Source organism: Variovorax sp. CCNWLW186, assembly GCF_037203865.1.
GTDB lineage: Bacteria > Pseudomonadota > Gammaproteobacteria > Burkholderiales > Burkholderiaceae_C > Variovorax.
Genome location: NZ_JBBCBO010000005.1, coordinates 176,145 through 193,305, shown reverse-complemented (window position 1 = coordinate 193,305; position 17,161 = coordinate 176,145). Strand labels below are relative to the sequence as shown.

Below are 17,161 nucleotides of genomic sequence, written 5' to 3'. Positions count from 1 at the left end.
CCGACAGGAGCCCTTCCGATGCTCGACATTGCCGCACTGAAAGACATCCGCCCCTTCATCGCGACGCCGAGCTACGGCGGCGCGCTGGCCTCGATCTACGTGCGCAGCCTGCTGGGCCTGGTGAATCTCGCGTGGAGCCACGGCTTTTCGATGCAGACGCGTTTCCTCGATGGCGACAGCCTGATTCCGCGCGCACGCAACCGGCTGGTGGCCGAGTTCATGGCCGACGCGCGCTGGACGCATCTGTTCTGGATCGATGCGGACATCGGCTTTGAGCCTTCCGCGGCGCTGCGGCTGCTGCTGGCCGGCCGCGACGTGGTGGCCGGCGTCTATCCGCTCAAGGAGGACGGCTGGCCCGCCGACGGCCTGCGCGAAGCCCTGCCCGCGGGCAGCACGCGCGCCGACTTCGAGGCGCGGCATGCGCGCTTTCCGGCCAACGCATGGACCGGCGAGCGCAAGGTCGATGCCGATGGTTTCATCGAGGTGCTCGACGCGCCCACGGGTTTCATGCTGATCGCCCGTTCGGTGTTCGAGCGGCTGGCCGAGGCGCGGCCCGACCTGCGCTACACGCCCGAGCCGTCGCGCGACACCGCCGCGCAGGCGTGGCCGCACTACCGCTTCTTCGACGTACTGGCCGAGCCGGACAACGGCCGCTACCTGAGCGAGGACTACGCGTTCTGCCGGCGCTGGCAGGCGCTGGGCGGCAAGGTCCACATCGACGCGCAGTCCGATCTGGCGCACCAGGGCTTGCGCACGTATACGGGCCGCTTCGGGGCCGCGGGCCAGCCCACGAACCGCAAGCCCTAGAAGTCGGCGCAGCCGTTGCGCTTCTCGGTGTCGACGCAGCTCGTGAGATTGGGCCGCGAGCGCACGCGCGACCATTCGCGCGCCAGCACGTCGTTGCCCTGCGAGGCGCGGTCGCCTTCGAGCGGGCCGGTCGCAAAGCAGATCGGCGGCGGGCCGATGTTGCGGTCGTACAGCCAGGTGGTCGGCAGGTCGCGGACCACATCGGGCTTCGGAATCTGCGGAAAGACGACGACCGTGACTGGCGGAACCTCCGGAGGGCTGCTGACCGTGAGCGTCCCCGGCACCACATTGACCAGATAGCCCTCGGCCGAGGTGAAGCTGCCGTTGATCGCATAGGCGCCAGGCGGGCTCGACTGGTTGGCGGCGGTGCCCACCGCACCGCTGAAGCCTGCACCGCTGTCGCCGAGGATCAGGCCCGTGATGCTCCAGGTGAAGACCGGGTTGTCCGAGCCCGAGACCCGTGCGGCATTGCCGATCACGACCGTCGCGGTTGGCCGCTGCGCATAGATGAAGTGGTTGTCGCCCGGCGACACGCTCACACCGCACAGGCCCAGGTAGGCGCAGTTGTAGAGGTTGGGCAGCAGGCCCGAGCCGGCAACGCCGCCGCGCGTCTCGCCGATCCAGGTGTCGGCCCACACGCGCCAGGGCGCGCCGCCCAGGCTGGCACCGCCCACGTTCTGGAAGCGCGCCGCGGCCACCAGGTCGGCGCCCGACGTGCTGGTCACCGCCGCGCCGAGCTGCAGGTCGCCGCTCAGCGTGCGCACGAACACCGTGTCCGCCGCCATGGAGCCGGCCGACACCACCTGCGGCGCATTGCCGGCCGCGTCGTAGCCGACGACCGAGACGGGGCCGATGCGCAGTTCGTCCACGTCCTGGTAGCGGAACGCGCCGGCGGCGCCGCCGCCCAGCGTGTTCGCGCTCACGTTGTTGGCCGCCTGGTCGAGCAGCACGCTGCCCCCATTGGAACGGGCTAGCAGCGTGCCCGCCGTGATCGGTGCGGCTGCGGTCTGAGTGATGTTGCCTGCCGACACCAGGCCGACGCGCGGCGCCGTGATGGGCGCCTGCAGCGAGATGTTGCCGCCGCCTTCGTTCTGCAGCGTGAGGCCCGAGGCCAGCGCGAGCGGCCCCACCACGTTGATGTCGGCCGCATGCGCATTGCTGCCGGCCACGATCGCGTTGCCGGCCGAGATGCGGGAGAACTCGGCCGCCGACACCGCGAAGCCGGTGCTGGCCGTGCCGCCGAGCGTGATCGGCGTTGCGACCTGGTCGAAGGCCGTGCCGTCCGCCGCCACGCCGCCGGGGCGAAGGTTGACGACGTTGCCCGCGCTCACGGTGCCATCGATCACCAGCGCGTCCGTGCTGCCGTCGTTGCTGGCGCGCAGCACGACGTTGCCGCCGGCCGACGAGACGGAAACGCCCGCAAGCACCGGAGGGAACACGCCCGGCACGGGTGCTGGCGGCCCGATCCGCACGCCGGCGCCGTCGCCCTCGGCCTGGCCGGTGATCTCGATGCTGCCGCTGCCGGTGGTGGCAATCTGCGTGCCGGTGCGCAGCAGCACGCCGTCGCCCCCCGTGCCCGGATCCGTGTCGGCCTGGCGCAAGCCGCGCACTGCGATGTTGCCGCTGACCGAGCGAAGCGCCGAATCGTTGATCACCACCCCATGGCCCGGAATCTCGCTGCTGTTGCCGGTGAAGTTGCCGACGCCGCGCACAGTGATGTTGCCGCTGGTGGTCGAGATGTCCGTGCGCCGGTTCGGCAGGCCGGTGCCCGTGAAGCGCGAGTTGAGCCGCACGCCACTGGTTTCGGCGCCGATGCCCGTGATGTCGACGTTGCCGGTCGACGTGGCGATCTGCACGCCGCTGATGTAGACCGCCGCGTCCGTGAAGCCGCCGCCCGAGGGCCCGCTGGTGTTGCCGTTGATCGTTACCGAGCCGCCCGCGCCGGCATCGGTGCGGCCGACGCGCGTGTCGATGACGTTGCCGTTGAGGCTCACGCTCGGCCCCGACCCCGAGGCCGACCAGGCGCCGTTCATCACCACATTGCCGCCGTTGGTGTAGATGTCGCCGCTGTAGCTCACCTGCCCCCCGCCGGTGGCGGCACCGCCGCCGTTGACGTCGGTGTTGAACACCACGTTGAGCGGCCCGCCGGCGCCCGAGGACTCGATCACCACGTTGTTGTCGCCGCGCACGCTGCGGTGGGCGTCGAGCTGGAAGGTCAACGGCCCGTTGGCCGTGCTGTAGTTGATGCGCACGCCGTTGAACATGCGGATGTCGCCATCGGTCGGCGACCCCGCGCCGGGGTCGCCGGTGGTGATGCGTACGCTGGTGCCGCCGTTGAGGGCGGCGTTGATGTCGCCGTCCTGGATGGTGCTGGCCGCGAGCGGCTCGAAGGGGTTGGTCGGCAGCGTGCCGGCCGCTGCGCCGGGAACGATGTCGACATTGAACGGGTCGATGATCCACGTGCCCGCGGTACCCGCGGGCGCAGAGGCGTCCACGCGCAGTCCGTTGATGCTGAAGCCGCCGCCCTGTCCGTCGTCGGGCGCGGCAAAACCGCCGGAAGTTTCGATGAAACCGCCGTTGCCGCCGGCCGAGCCGCCGCGCGCCGAGATGCTGCCGTGGGCGCGCAGTGTGCGTTCGGCCAGCAGGCGAACATCGCCGCCGTTGCCCGATGCGGCGGCGTTCGCGCGCAGGATCGAGCCGGCGCCGATCGCGATGGCGCCGGTGTTGCCGAGTTCGGCCGCCGCGTTCGCATAAAGGCGGATGCGCCCGCCGCCGGCGCTGCCGCTCGCGTCGATGACGCCGCGGTCGTCGGACCCAGGCGGCGGCGGTGGCGGAACGGACGACAGCGGGGGTACGAAGGGCTCCAGCCCGATCACGCGGCCACTGATGTCGATCGTGCCGCCCGTGAGGCCGGCACCGTCGCCGACCGCCGAGACCAGCCCGCCGGTCATGCGCACGCCCTCGGGTGAAAGGCCGCTATCGAGAATGATCTCGCCGTTGCGGGATGCCATTGAATCGGCGCGCAGCACGCCGCGTGAATTGACCACGCCGTTCGAGACCTCGAAACCGGTCGTCGCGATCAGCGCCACGCGTCCGCCGTTGGCCTGCATGGTGCCGCTGTTCGCGACGCCGCTGTAGAGCCCGGGCGTCACGCGCAACGTGGTCAGGCCGTCGCCCGCGAAGTCGATCGTGACCGTTTCACCCGAAGCCATGGCGGCCGTGCCGCCGTTCGCAACGATGGTGCCGCGGTTGGCCACCAGCGAGCCGATCAATGCGGCGGTGCCGCCGTTGCCGACCGTAATGCTGCCGTCGTTCTCCACCGATTCGAAGGCGCCGCTGGGCCGTGCGAACTCGAGCCGGTTCGCACCGCCCATGAATGCCTCGTCGCTCGTGGACATGTTCAGCGTCGAAGCGACCAGCCCGCCGACGCTGACCGACGAGCCCTTCGAGAACGTCACGCCGGCCGGATTGATCAGGTAGACATGGCCGTTTGCATTCATCTTGCCCGCGATGACCGAGGCCGGAGCACCGCCCACGAGGCGGTTCAGCAGCACGCTGCTCGTGCTCGGCTGCGCGACATTGAGCGTTGCGTCCGCTCCGATGGAGAAGGTGTTCCACTGCGCAATCGCCCGCGCCGTGGTCTGCGTGATGTTCATCGTCGCGGCATTCGGCGTCGCGACAGACACGCCTCCGGCAATGGGCGAGAACCCCGTGGGCAGGGTCTGGGCCAGCGCGGGCGCCAGGCCCAGGCACACCAGTGCGAGCGCGACCGGGCGAAGCCGCGGGCGCGGCTGGAATCGTGGGGAACGGTTGTGCATTGCCATGTCAGAACACCTTTTGCGCCTGCACGTACAAACGCGGGTTGCGGCCGCCGCCATCGGTCTGCGCCGGCCGTGTGCCGTCGCGCCAGGCGAGCGTCGCGTTGATCGCAAAGTTGCCGGGCCGCGCCCACGAAATACCGATGCCGAAACCCCGCAGGCTGTGGCGGTTGGGGCCGGTGTCGAACGGCGAAGGGTTGCGCACGATCTTTCCGCGCGCGGCGTCGTAGAACACGAAAGGCGTGAGCTCCGAGTTAAGGGACCAGCGCCATTCGACGGTGCCGATGGCGCCCTCGTCCACCAGCAGTTCGCCAGACGGGTACGCACGCACCGCGCGCGCACCGCCGAGCGCTAGCTTCTCGGAAGCGTCGAGGTTCTTGCTGGCCCATTGGCCGCCGAGCGCCACATACAGCGAATGGTTCGGCACGATCGCCTGCAGCCGCGAAATCTGGAAGCTCAGCTTGGTGTAGCCGCCCTCGGTGCGGTGGCCCGCCACGCTCTGGTCGAACGCGCGGCTCTGCTCGTCGCGAATGGAAAGGTCACCACGGTAAAGCGTGCCCGAGCTGGCCCAGTAGCCGCCGCCGAGCACCTCGTCGCGGCGCTCCCAGGCCCAGCCAAGGCCCAGGCCGTGCACACGCTTCTTCGACGCGAAGTCGACCGCGTTCATCTCGTCGGTCAGGTTCTTCACGTCGGCGCCAAGGCGCAGGAAGAGGTTCTGCTGGCGCTGGCGGATCAACGGGTAGTTGAGAGAAAAATCGAGCACGTCGGCCCTGCCCTGCGCCCCGAGTTCGGCAAACTCGCCGCCAAGCTCGTAGTTGACGCGCGCAAGGCCAATGCCGGCGCGCAGGCCGCTGGTGCCGATGGGCGCCTCGTAGGCCACGCGGCCGAACTGCAGCGCGTTGCTGTTCGAAACCATCAACCGCATGTCGAGGTTGTCGCCGATGCCGAAGGGGCTGAGATAGCGCGCGGTGCCACCGACACGAAAGCGCCCCGATTCCTTGGTGCCATGGTTGTCGCCCTCGGCCGTGAAGGCCCAGCGCGGGCCCGCGACGACCTCGACCGAAAGATCGGTGGTGCCGCTTTGCGTGCCTTCCTGCAGCCCCGACGTGACACGAATGCCGGGCTGGTCCGACAGCAGCAGCATCGCGCGCTCGTAGGCGGGCGCGCTCACGGCTTCTCCGGGCTGCAGGGGCGCGAGAAAGCCGCGCACGCGGGCTTCGCTGATGGGGGCATCGGGTGCGACGGTGACATCGACCTTGCCGAGCCTGCCTTCGATGACGCTGATTTCCACGATGCCGTCGCGCACGGTTTGAACCGGCACCACGGCCTGCGCGAGAAAGTAGCCGCGCTCCTTGTAGCGCGCGGTAATGGCCTGCGCCAGGCTTTCGAGATCGCCGAGCGTGACGTTGCGGCCGATGTAGGGTGCGGTAATGCTTTGCAGTTCTTCGTTGGTCAGCGCCTTGACGCCGTTCAGGCGCAGGTCGTTGAGCTTGAACGAAGCGGCAGGCGGTTGCGGCGGTGCAGGCAAGCTTTGCGGTGCAACGGTGCCGGTGGCCTGGGCGAGCGGGCGGTCGCAGGTGCCGCAGGGGTCTTTGGTGGGGAGCAGCGTGTTGGTGTCTGTTTCTGCTGCGTGGGTGCGCTGGGCTGCTACCAGCAACGTGGCGCCCATCAAAGCGGAGACAGCAAAGGCAATTGGCGTAGAGCGTTGGCTAGCGCGCATCTCAGTGCTCCACCGTGGGTTGGTTGTGTTCTTGGCGCTGCTGCTGTTCAGGGCGTGTGCAAAGGCTACCGGGGCACGCTGCTGGTGTGCGGCTGATCGACCAGCGCCCTGAACAACCGCGCGCAACACAACGACCAGACATGGCAGTGGTTCGTCTTTTCATGTCAGCTCCCCACCGTGAGACGCCAGTTGCCGATCAGGTTGAACGGCGCCCAGAAAAAGGGATGCGACATCTTCGGGTCCTTCAGCACGGCCAGTTGCCCCGCCTGCATCGCCTTCTGCAGATCGCGTCCCTTGGCGAGCTCGCCGTAGAGCGTGCCCATGAGCACCGCGGTTGCGTCATCGGACACGGGCCACAGCGATGCAATGAGGCTCGAGCTTCCGGCCGAGAGAAACGACCGCGTGAAGCCCAGCACCTCGTCGCCCTGCGCAATGCGGCCGAGGCCCGACTCGCAGGCCGAGAGCGTGACGAGCGCCGTGCCGTCCATCGGCAGCCCGAGGATCTCGTGCGCTTCCAGAAAATTCTGCTTGCCGCCTTCGTTGGCCAGCAGGATGCGCGAATACAGCGGGTCGACCGCGTCCGCCTCTGCGTGGGCCGCCACGTGCATCAGCGGCGAGCGCGCGGCCACTTCGCGGAACTGCGTCTTGGTGGCTGCCGCGCCCATGTACACGGTGTTGCGCGGGAACAGCTGCGCGAGCTGCTTCACCTCGACCTCCGCGCCGGGCAGGTCGTACTTGTCTTCGATGCGCGGATTGCCGAAAGCTGTGAGCGATGCGCTCACACGCGGCGTGCGTTGCGCCAGCTGCACCGCAATGCTGATGGAAGGCGCGACGGCCACCGGATTCGTCTCGATCAGGTAGCGCCCGCCCAGGCGCAGCGCCTGGAACGGCAGGTAATGCAGCGGCCCGTGGGGCACCACGATCACGCGCTGCCCGGGTGCCAGGCCCAGCGGGCCGAGCAGCGCTGTGCCGAGCTTGTCGGCATTGGTGATGGCCGCGCGGCGGCCGCGCACGATGGAATTGCGGAACACTTCCACCAGTTCGGTGAGCTCTTCGCGGCGCACCGGCACCGTCTTGGCCTCGATGCCGGCGGGGCTCACGACCCACACCAGCAGGCGGTCGGGCAGCGCGTGGAACTGCACCACGCGCTCGTCCGGCGCCAGCGTGCCTTGCAGCGTGGCCAGGTCGACGGTGTGCGAGGCGCGTTCGTTGATCTTTGCGCGGCCGCGCACCGCATCGAGCAGCGCGCGCGAGCGGCTGCGCTCGCTCACTTCGAAGGCCTGGCGTGCATCCCCCGCGTCGCTGTAGATGGACACGCCGCGCTCGAACACCGACTGCAGGTCCGAGAACAGGCCCATCTTGAATTCTTCGCTGCGGAACTTGGCGCGCACCTGGTCGACGCTGCCAAGCGCGCGGGCCACGGCGTCGGCCGCGGCCTGCTTCTGGCCCAGCGCAAGCTCGCTGCGCGCCACGCCGTCCCAGGCCCAGAGGCGGTAGTACTCGGTGTCGGTGCCCACTTGGCGAGCCGTGAGCGCGCGGTACAGGTCGCGCGCCTCGGCCGGCTTGTTCTCGGCCAGCAGCAGCCGTGCGCGCGTGCGGTCGAGCTGCGCCGTGAGCGGTGCGTCCTTGGGCGCCGCCATGCCGCCGAGCACTTCGCGCGCCCTGGCCGCATCGCCCGATTCGATGAGCGCGTTGACGAGAGAGGCCTGCACCAGCGGGGCATAGCGCGCGGAGCTGTTGGCCAGCGCCTCGTCGTAGCTGATCACCGCGCCGGCATAGTCGCCGCGGCGGGTGCGCACGTCGCCGATGACCTTTTGCACCGGGCCGACCACCAGCTTGGGGTCGCGCGCCTGGTGCTTGAGCGCCTCGCGTGCAAATTCCTCGGCCTTCTCGAGCTGGCCCGAATAGCTGTAGACGATGGCCAGGTCCCGGTTGGCCATGGCCATCAGGTTCGGGTCGCGGGTGGCATTGGCCAGATGCAGCGCCTTGCTGGCGGCCCGCACGCTCTGCCTGAACTCACCGGCTTCGGCCAGCGCCACCGCCTGGCTGCAATATTGGTAGCCGGAGAGCTTGACCGCGTCTTGCCCGTAGAGCACCGCGCCCTCGCTGGTCAATGCCAGCAAGGTGTCGGTGTCGGCAAGCCGGGCCTGCTCGGCCTTGCTGGCCGCGGCCTCGGCGTTGGGCGCCTGCTGCTGCGCAAGGGCCAATGGCCCGTGCCCCAGCAAGAGAACGCCAGCCAGCCCGAGAGCACCCGCGACTCCTGCACGACGTGCCGAGCGCTCCCATCCCGTTCTCAAAAACCACGTCATTGGACCCCCGCGTGCGGCCCGTGTGCCCGCGGTTGCGGGGGTCGACGTCGCGGAAGTGCGCGCCGTTCAGGCCTCGTGGGGAAAGTCTAGGAGGGCCCTCCCGCGGCGGCTATTCGCAAGAAGGCCTAGCGCAAACGGACTACTTGAGGGAGTGCGTCAGGCGGGGACCGATTCGATGTCGGCCCGCTCCCAGTGGCGGTGCTTGGCAATGGCCGCGATGAAGTCCAGCGCGATCTGCGTGGCTGCGGTGTTGTCGCCCAGGTTGGTGACCGGCGTGGCCGCCACGACGACGCCGGGAGGCAGATCGCCGGGTTGCGGGTCGGCGGCAATGCCGAGCCTGGACAACAGCTGCACGCCCTCGCCCACGGTGCAGATGGCCTTGCAGTGCTTGTACGCCTCGAGCACGAAGTGCACGGCATCGCCCGCGGCCGCAAGGGCGGCGGCGCCCAGGCTGCCGCCGGGCACCAGCACGGCGTCGAACATCACCGAAGGCGCGTTGGCAAAGGTCATGTCGATGTCGATCTGCCGCTTCGACGCGCTGGCAACGGTGCCCAGGCGCGGGCCGACCACCTTGCAGCGCGCGCCGGCCTGCTCGAGCGCATCGCGAATCGGCTTGAGCGAGGCGGAGTCGATACCGTCCGCCACCAGGATGGCGATCTTGCGCGTGCGGATCGTGCCGTCGCCGGTATCGGCCATGCTGAGCGCGGGCGATTCCGAGACCGGCAGCGTCATGCGGTGTTCGCGATAGCCCGCGCGGCCCGCGGCGGCCTTGGCATCGGGCGCACCAATACCGAGCGGCTCCGCCACGCGGCGCGCGAGCTTTTCGTCCACATGCGCCAGGTTGTCGACCATGCGCTGGCGGATGGCCGGCACATCGACCTTCGAGAGCTCGAAGCGGAAGCCCGCGATGATGTGCTCTTTCTCGGCCGCGCTCTGGCTGTTGAAGAACAGGCGCGCCTGCGTGAAGTGGTCGTCGAAGGTCGGGCTGCGCCGGCGCACCTTGGGCGACTCCATCTCGTCGGGGTACGACTGGAAGCCGACGCTGCCGCCGTCCACCCGGAACTCCTTGCCGTCGCCCAGCGAGTTGGGCTCATAGGCCACCTGGCCGCGCGCAATGGTCTGGCGGTGCATGCCGTCGCGCTGGAAGTTGTGGAACGGGCAGACACTCTTGTTGATGGGCAACTCGTGAAAGTTGGCCCCGCCCAAGCGCGAAATCTGCGTGTCGGTATACGAGAACAGGCGCCCCTGCAGCAGCGGGTCGTTGCTGAAGTCGATGCCGGGCACCACGTGTCCTGGGTGGAACGCCACCTGCTCGGTTTCGGCAAAGAAGTTGTCGGGGTTGCGGTTGAGCACCAGCCGACCGATGCGCTGCACCGGCACCATCTCTTCGGGAATGAGCTTGGTCGCATCGAGCAGGTCGAAGCCGAGCGATTGCGCCTTGTCCTGCGCAATGAGCTGCACGCCGAGCTCCCATTCGGGGAAGTCGCCGTTCTCGATGGCTTCCCACAGGTCGCGCCGGTGAAAGTCCGGGTCCTTGCCGGCGATCTTCTGGGCTTCGTCCCATGCGAGGCCGTGGATGCCGAGCTTGGGCTTCCAGTGGAACTTGACGAAATGGCTCTCGCCGCGATGGTTGACGAAGCGGAAGGTGTGAACGCCGAAGCCTTCCATCATTCGATAGCTGCGCGGAATGGCGCGGTCCGACATGGCCCACATCAGCATGTGGGTGCTCTCGGGCATGAGGGAGGCAAAGTCCCAGAAGGTGTCGTGCGCGCTCGCGGCCTGCGGCATCGCGTGGTGCGGCTCGGGCTTGACGGCGTGGACGAGGTCGGGAAACTTCATTGCGTCCTGGATGAAGAACACCGGGATGTTGTTGCCCACGAGGTCGTAGTTGCCTTCGCGGGTGTAGAACTTGACCGCGAAGCCGCGCACGTCGCGCACCGTATCGGCCGATCCGCGTTCGCCGGCCACCGTCGAGAAGCGCACGAAAACGGGCGTCTTCGCATCGGGGTCCTGCAGGAAGTCGGCCGAGGTGAACTGCGACATCGACTTGTAGACCTGGAAAAAGCCGTGCGCCGCCGAGCCGCGGGCATGCACCGCGCGTTCGGGAATGCGCTCGTGGTCGAAGTGCGTGATCTTCTCGCGCAGGATGAAGTCTTCGAGCAGCGTGGGCCCGCGCAGACCTGCCTTGAGCGAGTTGTGGTTGTCTGGAATCTGAAGACCCTGGTTGGTCGTCAGATTGGGCGCATGATCGGTCGCGAAGCCTTCGAGTTGCTGCTGCTTGGCATTGGTGCCGTCCGTGGCCTTCGATCGGCGTCCGGCGGCGGCCTTGTTCTGTGGCGTCATCGAGGATCTTTCATTGGGGGGTCAGCTTCGTTGTCGAGAAAAAGGTCCAGCACGTTCACCAACGCAATCAGGCAGATGAACCCTGCCACTGCGGCCACCACCCAGAACAGGATTTCATCCCCCCAAGTACCGGTGAGTGAATCGAACAGGGCAGAGATATTCATGATTCGCTCCAGCAGATCAGATTGGACAAGTCGTGATGCTTGCGCTGCAGCCGGTAAGGGCGATAAGAGCCGATTTGAAGGCGTTGCGAGCGAATCGAAAGGTTATGTTTGCCGCAGACTGTTACCCGTAGTGACGCCTCGCCCCCGCTTGTGGGAGAGGTGAGGCGTGCAAGGTAGGAGCGCGCCGACAGAACCGGGCTCGCACCTACGCGGCTTTGCGCATCTGCCCGCGTGCCCCGGCATCGGGGCACCGATAGCATCAACAAAGGAGGCACGAAGCCTGCTTGCACATCCGGACAGAACACATACTTGGCCCACAGGGAAGAACGACATGCAGATAGAGATCGGTTTCGACATTGAACTCGCCGTCACGGCACCCACGGCACTGATCTACATGCTGCAAGTCCACCCGTCGCGCGCGGCGGACCTGCAGAACGGCGAGCACATCACCATCAGCCCGCCGCTGCATACCGACTACTACATGGATGCATTCGACAACCACTGCGCGCGGGTGCGGATACCCGCGGGCGTGGAGAGCGTGCGGCTGCGCAACCATGCCGTGGTGTTCGACCCGGGCTGGTCCGACCCGGTGGACTACAGCGCCATGGAGCACGCGGCGGCCGACCTGCCGGTGTCGACGCTGCCCTTTTTGCTGCCGAGCCGCTACTGCGAAGTCGACAGCGAGCTGCTGCAGTTCGCGTGGAACAACTTTTCGCGCGTGGCGCCCGGCTGGCACCGGGTGCAGGCCATCTGCGACTTCGTGCACGAGCATTTGCGCTTCGACTACCAGAGCGCGCGCGCCACGCGTACGGCGCTCGAGGGCTTTCGAGAGCGCACGGGCGTGTGCCGGGACTTTGCGCACCTGGCCATCACGCTGTGCCGCTGCATGAACATTCCGGCGCGCTATGCCACGGGCTATCTGGGCGACATCGGCATTCCGCCCGTGCCGTACCCGATGGACTTCAGCGCCTGGTTCGAGGTGTACCTGGGCGACCGCTGGTACACCTTCGATGCGCGGCACAACGTGCCGCGCATCGGCCGCATCGTGATTGCACGCGGGCGCGATGCGGCCGACGTGCCGATCACCATGGTGTTCGGCGCCAACTCGTTGCAGCGCTTCGAAGTGACGACGAACGAAGTGCTCCAGTAGCAAAGCGGGCCGGCGAGGTCCGCCGGCTTCACGAGGGCATGTAGCCCAGCATCTCCATGGCGACCCGCAGACCCGTTCGGCTGCTCTCCATGGCGTCCCATGGCGTGTTGCCCACGCCGATGCGGTCGGCAATGGTGGCCACCGTCCAGTGGGCGGCGCTGCCCAGGTCGGGCAGTTCTTCCCACGCCAGCGGCACCGACACGCCCATGCCCGGACGCGCGCGCGCCGACCAGGCACAGGCCGTGGTGGCGCCGAAGCCGTTGCGCAGGTAGTCCGCAAAGATCTTGCCCACGCGGTTGCGCGGCCCGCTCTTGGCCACGAAGCGGTCTGGAACGATGCGCGCCAGGTGCTGCACGATAGCCCGCGAAAAGCCCCGCACCTCGTCCCAGCCAAGCTCGCGCTTGAGCGGCACCACCACGTGCAGCCCCTTGCCGCCGCTGGTCTTCAGGAACGAAGGCAGGCCGAGTTCGTCGAGCAGCACATGCACCAGCAGCGCGGCCTCCTGGATCTGCTGCCAGTCGACGCCCTCGCCGGGGTCGAGGTCGAAGGTCATGCGGTCGGGCTTGCCGATGGCGCGCGAGGTGGCGTTCCAGGTGTGCAGCTCGATGGTGTTGTACTGCGCCGCGCCGATGAGCGCCTGGGCCGTGTCGATCTGCAGCAGCGGGTCATGCCCCGGGTCCAGCGCCGGGTCGAGCAGCTTGATGCCGGCAATGTCGCTGTGCTGCGCATGCTTCTGGAAGAACAGCTCGCCGCCCACGCCCTCGGGCGCGCGCACCAGCGCCACGGGGCGCCCCTTGAGGTGCGGCAGGATCAGCGGCGCCACGGTGGCGTAGTACTCTGCGAGGTCTCCCTTGGTGACGCCGCTCACGGTGTCGATCACGCGTTCCGCATGGGTGATGCGCGGTGCCTTGGTCTCCTTGGTCTCCATCCGGTCGCTCTCCCGTCCGTTCATGCTGCGCGGCGCCGGGCGGGAGCGGTCTTGGCAGCACTGCGCTTGCCCGCGGCACTGCCGCTGGTGCTTTTGGCGGTGGCCTTGGCGTGGGCCTTGGACTTCGGCTTGGCCTTGGCCGTGGTCCTGCTCTTGGCAGACGGCTTGGCGGGTTCGTCTTCGTCGTCTTCCTCTTCGTCCGCGTCGGCGGTCCTGGTGGAGGCCTTGGCGCCGCCGCCCTTGCGCAGGCTGCGCTGCAGCAGTTCGGTCAGGTCGATGATCTTTGCGCCGCGGCCTTCGACGGCCTGGCCTTCCTCGGGCTCGATCTGCGTCACCGTCTCGGTCTGACCCGCGGCCACCTTGCGGTCGACGAGCCGCAGGATCTCGTCCTTGAACTCGTCCTTGTATTCGTCAGGGTCCCAGTCGGCGCTCATGTCCTCCACCAACTGTTCGGCCATCTTGATCTCGCGTTCGTTCAGGCCGGCCTTCTTCGCGTCTTCGGAGGGGAGCGGCAGCTCGGTCCAGGGCCGGATGTCGGTGCCCCAGCGCAGCAGGTTCAGCACCAGTCCCGGGCCCACGGGCACCAGCGCGGCAAGGTGCTGCTTGGTCTGGATCACCACGCGCGCCACGCCGATGCGGCCGCTGCGCTGCAGCGTTTCGCGCAGCAGCGCATACACCTTGGCGCCGCGGTTGATGGGCGCCACGTAGTAGGGGCGCTCGAGATAGAGAAATGGAATGCCGTTGGCGGGCACGAAGGTCTCTATCTCGATGGTCTGGGTGGTCTTAGGGTATGCGTCGGCAATTTCCTTGTCGCTCAGCACCACGTATTCGCCGTCTTCGTATTCGATGCCCTTGACGATGTTCTCGCGCGCGATCTCCTTGCCGGTCTTCTTGTTGATGCGCTTGTAGCCCACGGGGTCCATGGTGCGCTTGTCGAGCCAGTCGAAGTCGATGCTCTGGCTGGTGGTGGCCGAGTACAGCGCCACCGGGATGTGGACGAGGCCGAAGCTGATCGCGCCTTTCCACAGGACGCGCGGCGCGGGTGCTTTTTTCGAGACTGCCATGGACACACTCCTTCAGGCTCGAGACTTTGCGCCAAGGGCCTCCGGCCCGTGTAGGAGCGCTGCGGCGCCTGCCGTAAGGCGCGGCCCGGTTTTCTCCCTCCCCTTCCGGGGGAGGGCCGGGGTGGGGGCAAGCGGCGTGTCTACTGGGCGCTCTGCCCGCCCCCATCCCAGCCTTCCCCCAGAAGGGGAAGGAGCAGATGCTTCAGGCCACAGGGTCGAGCACGCGCTCGCTCGGCCGCGCGAAGTAGAACCACTCGGCGCCGGGCAGTGCCAGTGCGTTGGGGAAGACGATGAACCCGTCGTCCGGCGCGCTGACCAGCGTGCCGTCGTGGCGCATGCCGATGGGCTCGCCGCGCTGCACCGCATCGAAGGTGGCCCAGTCGCGCACGAAACTGTCTTCTTCGTGCAGCCGGTCTGTCACGCTCGCCAGCCGCAGCAGTTGGGGCGGGCTGGGCGGCGCGGCTGGCATGCCTTGCGGCAGCTCCGCCATGCCGAGCAGCGCCAGCGCGCGGCGAATGGCGCGCCACGCCACCTCGGGGGCCTTCGGGTCCCGGTGCTGGCCGCATTCGAGCGTGACGCCGTAGCCGCCGCAATTGCGGATGTATTCGTTGGTGCCGCGGCCGAAGTCGATCGCGTCTTCGTCGACCGCAACGCCCGCGGAGCGCTGCGCGAGCCCGGCCGCATAGATGTCGAGCCAGCCTTCCACCACGATGGGTGTGCCCAGGTGGAGCGCGAGCAGCCCCTCCTCGGCGGCGCGGGCGAAGGGCTCCAGCGGGCCGGTGTTGTCGCGCGGGCCGATCATCGCGAAGGCCTCGCCCTCGCTCTGGAAGGAATGCAGGTCGAGCAGCACGTCCTGCCGCTCGATGAGCGGGCACAGCACATTGGTCACCCGGCCTTCATAGTCGGCCGGCGCCTCGCTGGGCTTGAACAGGCGATTGAGGTTGCGCTCGCCCTCCCGCTGCAGGCGCCTCCGCGCGAGCGGATTTGCCACGGGCACCAAGGTGAGCTGGCCGCGCAGCAACTGGAGCGCGCCGCCGTCGAGCTCGGCCAGCACGCGCTCGATGCCCGCGGTTCCGCAGGTTTCGTCGCCGTGCACCCCGCCCAGCACCAGCAGCCGGGGGCCGGGGTTCAGCGAGGCGAAGGTGTGGATGCGCAGGCTGTCGGTGGCGGCGCCGGCAAGAGGATCATCGGAAGACATCCGGCCGATTATTGCGGAGGGGTTGCCCTGTGCGCAAAGACGCTACTGGTTTCATAGCGGCGCGGCACGCCTACAGGGCCCGCCTCGGCTGTCCTACCGCCGCTGCCGGCCGAGCGGTGCAGGCTCGACTCATCAGATAGACACCGAGAGGAACACGCCATGAGCAGCAGCAAGCCCCGTTCGAAGGACCCCGGCACACCGGACGACCCGGTGCGGGACGCCGGCGGCGGCAACACCAAGGTCGAGCAAGGAGGCGATTCGGCGCCGCGCCTGCCGCATGAGCGCGACCAGTCTTCCGACAGCCAGGAGGCGCAGGACGGGCAGCCGAGCGAGGTGGGCCGCAAGGGCCATGACGACATCGAGCGCGGCGCCGTCGATACCGACCGCGGCCCGGTGACGGACCGCGTCTACAACGACAAGGTCAAGCGCTGAGCTTGGTTTACTTCTTCTTGCCGACGCCGGCGAGCTGGTCGCGCATCGACGAGATCACCGCGCCGTAGTCCTTGGCGTTGAAGATCGCGCTGCCGGCCACGAAGGTGTCGGCGCCCGCGGAGGCCACGCGCGCAATGTTGTCGGCCTTGATGCCGCCGTCCACCTCCAGGCGGATGTCGCGGCCGCTCTGCTCGATGCGCTTGCGCGCGAGTTCGATCTTGCGCAGCGCCGAGTCGATGAAGCTCTGCCCGCCGAAACCCGGGTTCACAGACATGATCAGGATCAGGTCGATGTCGTCGATGGCCCAGTCCAGCGCCTCCAGACCCAGGCCCGGGTTGAACACCAGCCCCGCCTTGCAGCCCGCGCCCTTGATGGCCTGGATGCTGCGGTTGACGTGGGGCGATGCGTCGGGGTGAAAGCTGATGTAGTCGGCGCCCGCTTCCGCAAAAGACGCGGCCAGCGCGTCGACGGGCTGGATCATCAGGTGCACGTCGACCGGCACCGGCTCGCCGTCCGCCGTCTTGGCGTAGGGCTTCAGGGCCTTGCAGATCATGGGGCCGAAGGTCAGGTTGGGCACGTAATGGTTGTCCATCACGTCGAAATGGATCCAGTCGGCGCCGGCGGCGATGACCTTGGTCAGTTCGTCGCCAAGATGCGCGAAATCGGCGGAAAGAATGGAGGGGGCGATGCGGAACGGCGTGCTCATGCGCCGATTGTCGCAGCCGCCGCAAAACCCGGAAAGCCGTGCAAGAGAAGGCTCCAGTTACCATCGCGCGCATGTCACACAGCCCCTTCAGCGTCCAGGTCGAGCCCCGCTACCTGGCCGACCAGTCCTCCGCCAAGGACAACATCTACACCTTCTCCTACACGATCACCATCTCGAACGTGGGCCAGGTGGGTGCGCAGCTGATCGCGCGCCACTGGCTCATCAACGACGCTTCCGGCCATGCGCAGGAAGTCAAAGGCCTTGGCGTGATCGGCCAGCAGCCGCTCCTGGCGCCGGGCGAATCGTTCCGCTACACCAGCGGCTGCCGCCTGCAGGCGCCGAGCGGCACCATGCACGGCAGCTTCTTCGTGGTGACTGAAGAGGGCGAGCGCTTCGACGTGCCGGTTCCGATGTTCGTGCTGGAAGCCGACATTGGCGGGGCGCCTGTCTCGCGCGTATTGCACTAGTACTCCCCCAGGCTTCGCGCACTGCGTGTCGCTTCTCCCTCCCCCTCGCCGGGGG

13 protein-coding genes are annotated in these 17,161 nt (G+C 68.0%); 4 read left to right on the top strand and 9 right to left on the bottom strand.

Annotation, left to right across the window (positions count from 1 at the left end; translation table 11 throughout):
* Positions 1 to 18 precede the first annotated feature (18 nt).
* Entirely contained in the window at positions 19 to 807 is a 789-nt protein-coding gene (locus V9K97_RS08620; protein WP_337317544.1) for a hypothetical protein, read from the top strand.
* On the opposite strand, the gene V9K97_RS08615 is transcribed toward V9K97_RS08620, so the two are convergent.
* The 5 genes from V9K97_RS08615 to V9K97_RS08595 all read right to left on the bottom strand — a co-directional run bounded on the left by V9K97_RS08615 (position 804) and on the right by V9K97_RS08595 (position 11,161).
* Positions 804 to 4,631: a beta strand repeat-containing protein gene (locus V9K97_RS08615; protein WP_337317542.1), complete on the bottom strand. Its 3,828-nt coding sequence runs from the start codon at positions 4,629 to 4,631 to the stop codon at positions 804 to 806. The genes V9K97_RS08620 and V9K97_RS08615 overlap by 4 nt on opposite strands.
* A gap of 1 nt (position 4,632) precedes the next feature.
* Positions 4,633 to 6,282, bottom strand: coding sequence for a ShlB/FhaC/HecB family hemolysin secretion/activation protein (locus tag V9K97_RS08610; RefSeq protein ID WP_337317540.1), 1,650 nt, complete (start codon positions 6,280 to 6,282; stop codon positions 4,633 to 4,635).
* Between the two features lie 227 nt (positions 6,283 to 6,509).
* Positions 6,510 to 8,552 carry a CHAT domain-containing protein gene (locus tag V9K97_RS08605; protein ID WP_337317539.1) on the bottom strand — a complete coding sequence of 681 codons (2,043 nt, stop codon included), beginning with the start codon at positions 8,550 to 8,552 and terminating at the stop codon, positions 6,510 to 6,512.
* Positions 8,553 to 8,810: 258 nt separating this feature from the next.
* Complete coding sequence (gene katE / locus V9K97_RS08600) at positions 8,811 to 10,997, bottom strand: catalase HPII (protein ID WP_337317537.1); 2,187 nt, start codon at positions 10,995 to 10,997, stop codon at positions 8,811 to 8,813.
* Positions 10,994 to 11,161 carry a hypothetical protein gene (locus V9K97_RS08595; protein ID WP_258503759.1) on the bottom strand — a complete coding sequence of 56 codons (168 nt, stop codon included), beginning with the start codon at positions 11,159 to 11,161 and terminating at the stop codon, positions 10,994 to 10,996. Before V9K97_RS08595 ends, katE begins: the two co-directional genes overlap by 4 nt.
* 331 nt (positions 11,162 to 11,492) lie before the next feature.
* Here V9K97_RS08595 and V9K97_RS08590 point away from each other — a divergent pair, with 331 nt between their 5' ends.
* Positions 11,493 to 12,311: a transglutaminase-like domain-containing protein gene (locus tag V9K97_RS08590; protein ID WP_337317536.1), complete on the top strand. Its 819-nt coding sequence runs from the start codon at positions 11,493 to 11,495 to the stop codon at positions 12,309 to 12,311.
* Between the two features lie 28 nt (positions 12,312 to 12,339).
* Here V9K97_RS08590 and ligD read toward each other — a convergent pair whose 3' ends face one another.
* The 3 genes from ligD to V9K97_RS08575 form a co-directional block, all read right to left on the bottom strand.
* Positions 12,340 to 13,239, bottom strand: a complete 900-nt coding sequence (ligD, locus tag V9K97_RS08585; protein ID WP_443302921.1) for a non-homologous end-joining DNA ligase — start codon at positions 13,237 to 13,239, stop codon at positions 12,340 to 12,342.
* Between the two features lie 20 nt (positions 13,240 to 13,259).
* Positions 13,260 to 14,303 carry a non-homologous end joining protein Ku gene (ku, locus tag V9K97_RS08580; protein ID WP_337317534.1) on the bottom strand — a complete coding sequence of 348 codons (1,044 nt, stop codon included), beginning with the start codon at positions 14,301 to 14,303 and terminating at the stop codon, positions 13,260 to 13,262.
* Between the two features lie 202 nt (positions 14,304 to 14,505).
* A complete protein-coding gene (locus V9K97_RS08575; protein WP_337317533.1) occupies positions 14,506 to 15,501 on the bottom strand; it encodes a succinylglutamate desuccinylase/aspartoacylase family protein in 996 nt (331 codons plus the stop codon).
* A gap of 159 nt (positions 15,502 to 15,660) precedes the next feature.
* Here V9K97_RS08575 and V9K97_RS08570 point away from each other — a divergent pair, with 159 nt between their 5' ends.
* Positions 15,661 to 15,933 carry a hypothetical protein gene (locus V9K97_RS08570; protein ID WP_258503755.1) on the top strand — a complete coding sequence of 91 codons (273 nt, stop codon included), beginning with the start codon at positions 15,661 to 15,663 and terminating at the stop codon, positions 15,931 to 15,933.
* Between the two features lie 7 nt (positions 15,934 to 15,940).
* On the opposite strand, the gene rpe is transcribed toward V9K97_RS08570, so the two are convergent.
* Positions 15,941 to 16,639, bottom strand: coding sequence for a ribulose-phosphate 3-epimerase (gene rpe / locus V9K97_RS08565; protein WP_157611760.1), 699 nt, complete (start codon positions 16,637 to 16,639; stop codon positions 15,941 to 15,943).
* 71 nt (positions 16,640 to 16,710) lie between these two features.
* Between rpe and apaG the strand changes: the two genes are divergently transcribed.
* The gene (gene apaG, locus V9K97_RS08560; RefSeq protein ID WP_258503754.1) at positions 16,711 to 17,106 is read left to right on the top strand and encodes a Co2+/Mg2+ efflux protein ApaG; all 396 of its coding nucleotides are present in this window, start codon (positions 16,711 to 16,713) and stop codon (positions 17,104 to 17,106) included.
* Positions 17,107 to 17,161: the final 55 nt, after the last annotated feature.

What these genes read in the sequence shown, in the direction of transcription:
- V9K97_RS08620 (WP_337317544.1), top strand. Translation starts at nt 19, where the DNA reads ATGCTCGACATTGCCGCACTGAAAGACATCCGCCCCTTCATCGCGACG.
- V9K97_RS08615 (WP_337317542.1), bottom strand. Translation starts at nt 4,631, where the DNA reads ATGGCAATGCACAACCGTTCCCCACGATTCCAGCCGCGCCCGCGGCTT.
- katE (WP_337317537.1), bottom strand. Translation starts at nt 10,997, where the DNA reads ATGACGCCACAGAACAAGGCCGCCGCCGGACGCCGATCGAAGGCCACG.
- V9K97_RS08595 (WP_258503759.1), bottom strand. Translation starts at nt 11,161, where the DNA reads ATGAATATCTCTGCCCTGTTCGATTCACTCACCGGTACTTGGGGGGAT.
- V9K97_RS08590 (WP_337317536.1), top strand. Translation starts at nt 11,493, where the DNA reads ATGCAGATAGAGATCGGTTTCGACATTGAACTCGCCGTCACGGCACCC.
- ligD (WP_443302921.1), bottom strand. Translation starts at nt 13,239, where the DNA reads ATGGAGACCAAGGAGACCAAGGCACCGCGCATCACCCATGCGGAACGC.
- ku (WP_337317534.1), bottom strand. Translation starts at nt 14,303, where the DNA reads ATGGCAGTCTCGAAAAAAGCACCCGCGCCGCGCGTCCTGTGGAAAGGC.
- V9K97_RS08575 (WP_337317533.1), bottom strand. Translation starts at nt 15,501, where the DNA reads ATGTCTTCCGATGATCCTCTTGCCGGCGCCGCCACCGACAGCCTGCGC.
- V9K97_RS08570 (WP_258503755.1), top strand. Translation starts at nt 15,661, where the DNA reads ATGAGCAGCAGCAAGCCCCGTTCGAAGGACCCCGGCACACCGGACGAC.
- rpe (WP_157611760.1), bottom strand. Translation starts at nt 16,639, where the DNA reads ATGAGCACGCCGTTCCGCATCGCCCCCTCCATTCTTTCCGCCGATTTC.
- apaG (WP_258503754.1), top strand. Translation starts at nt 16,711, where the DNA reads ATGTCACACAGCCCCTTCAGCGTCCAGGTCGAGCCCCGCTACCTGGCC.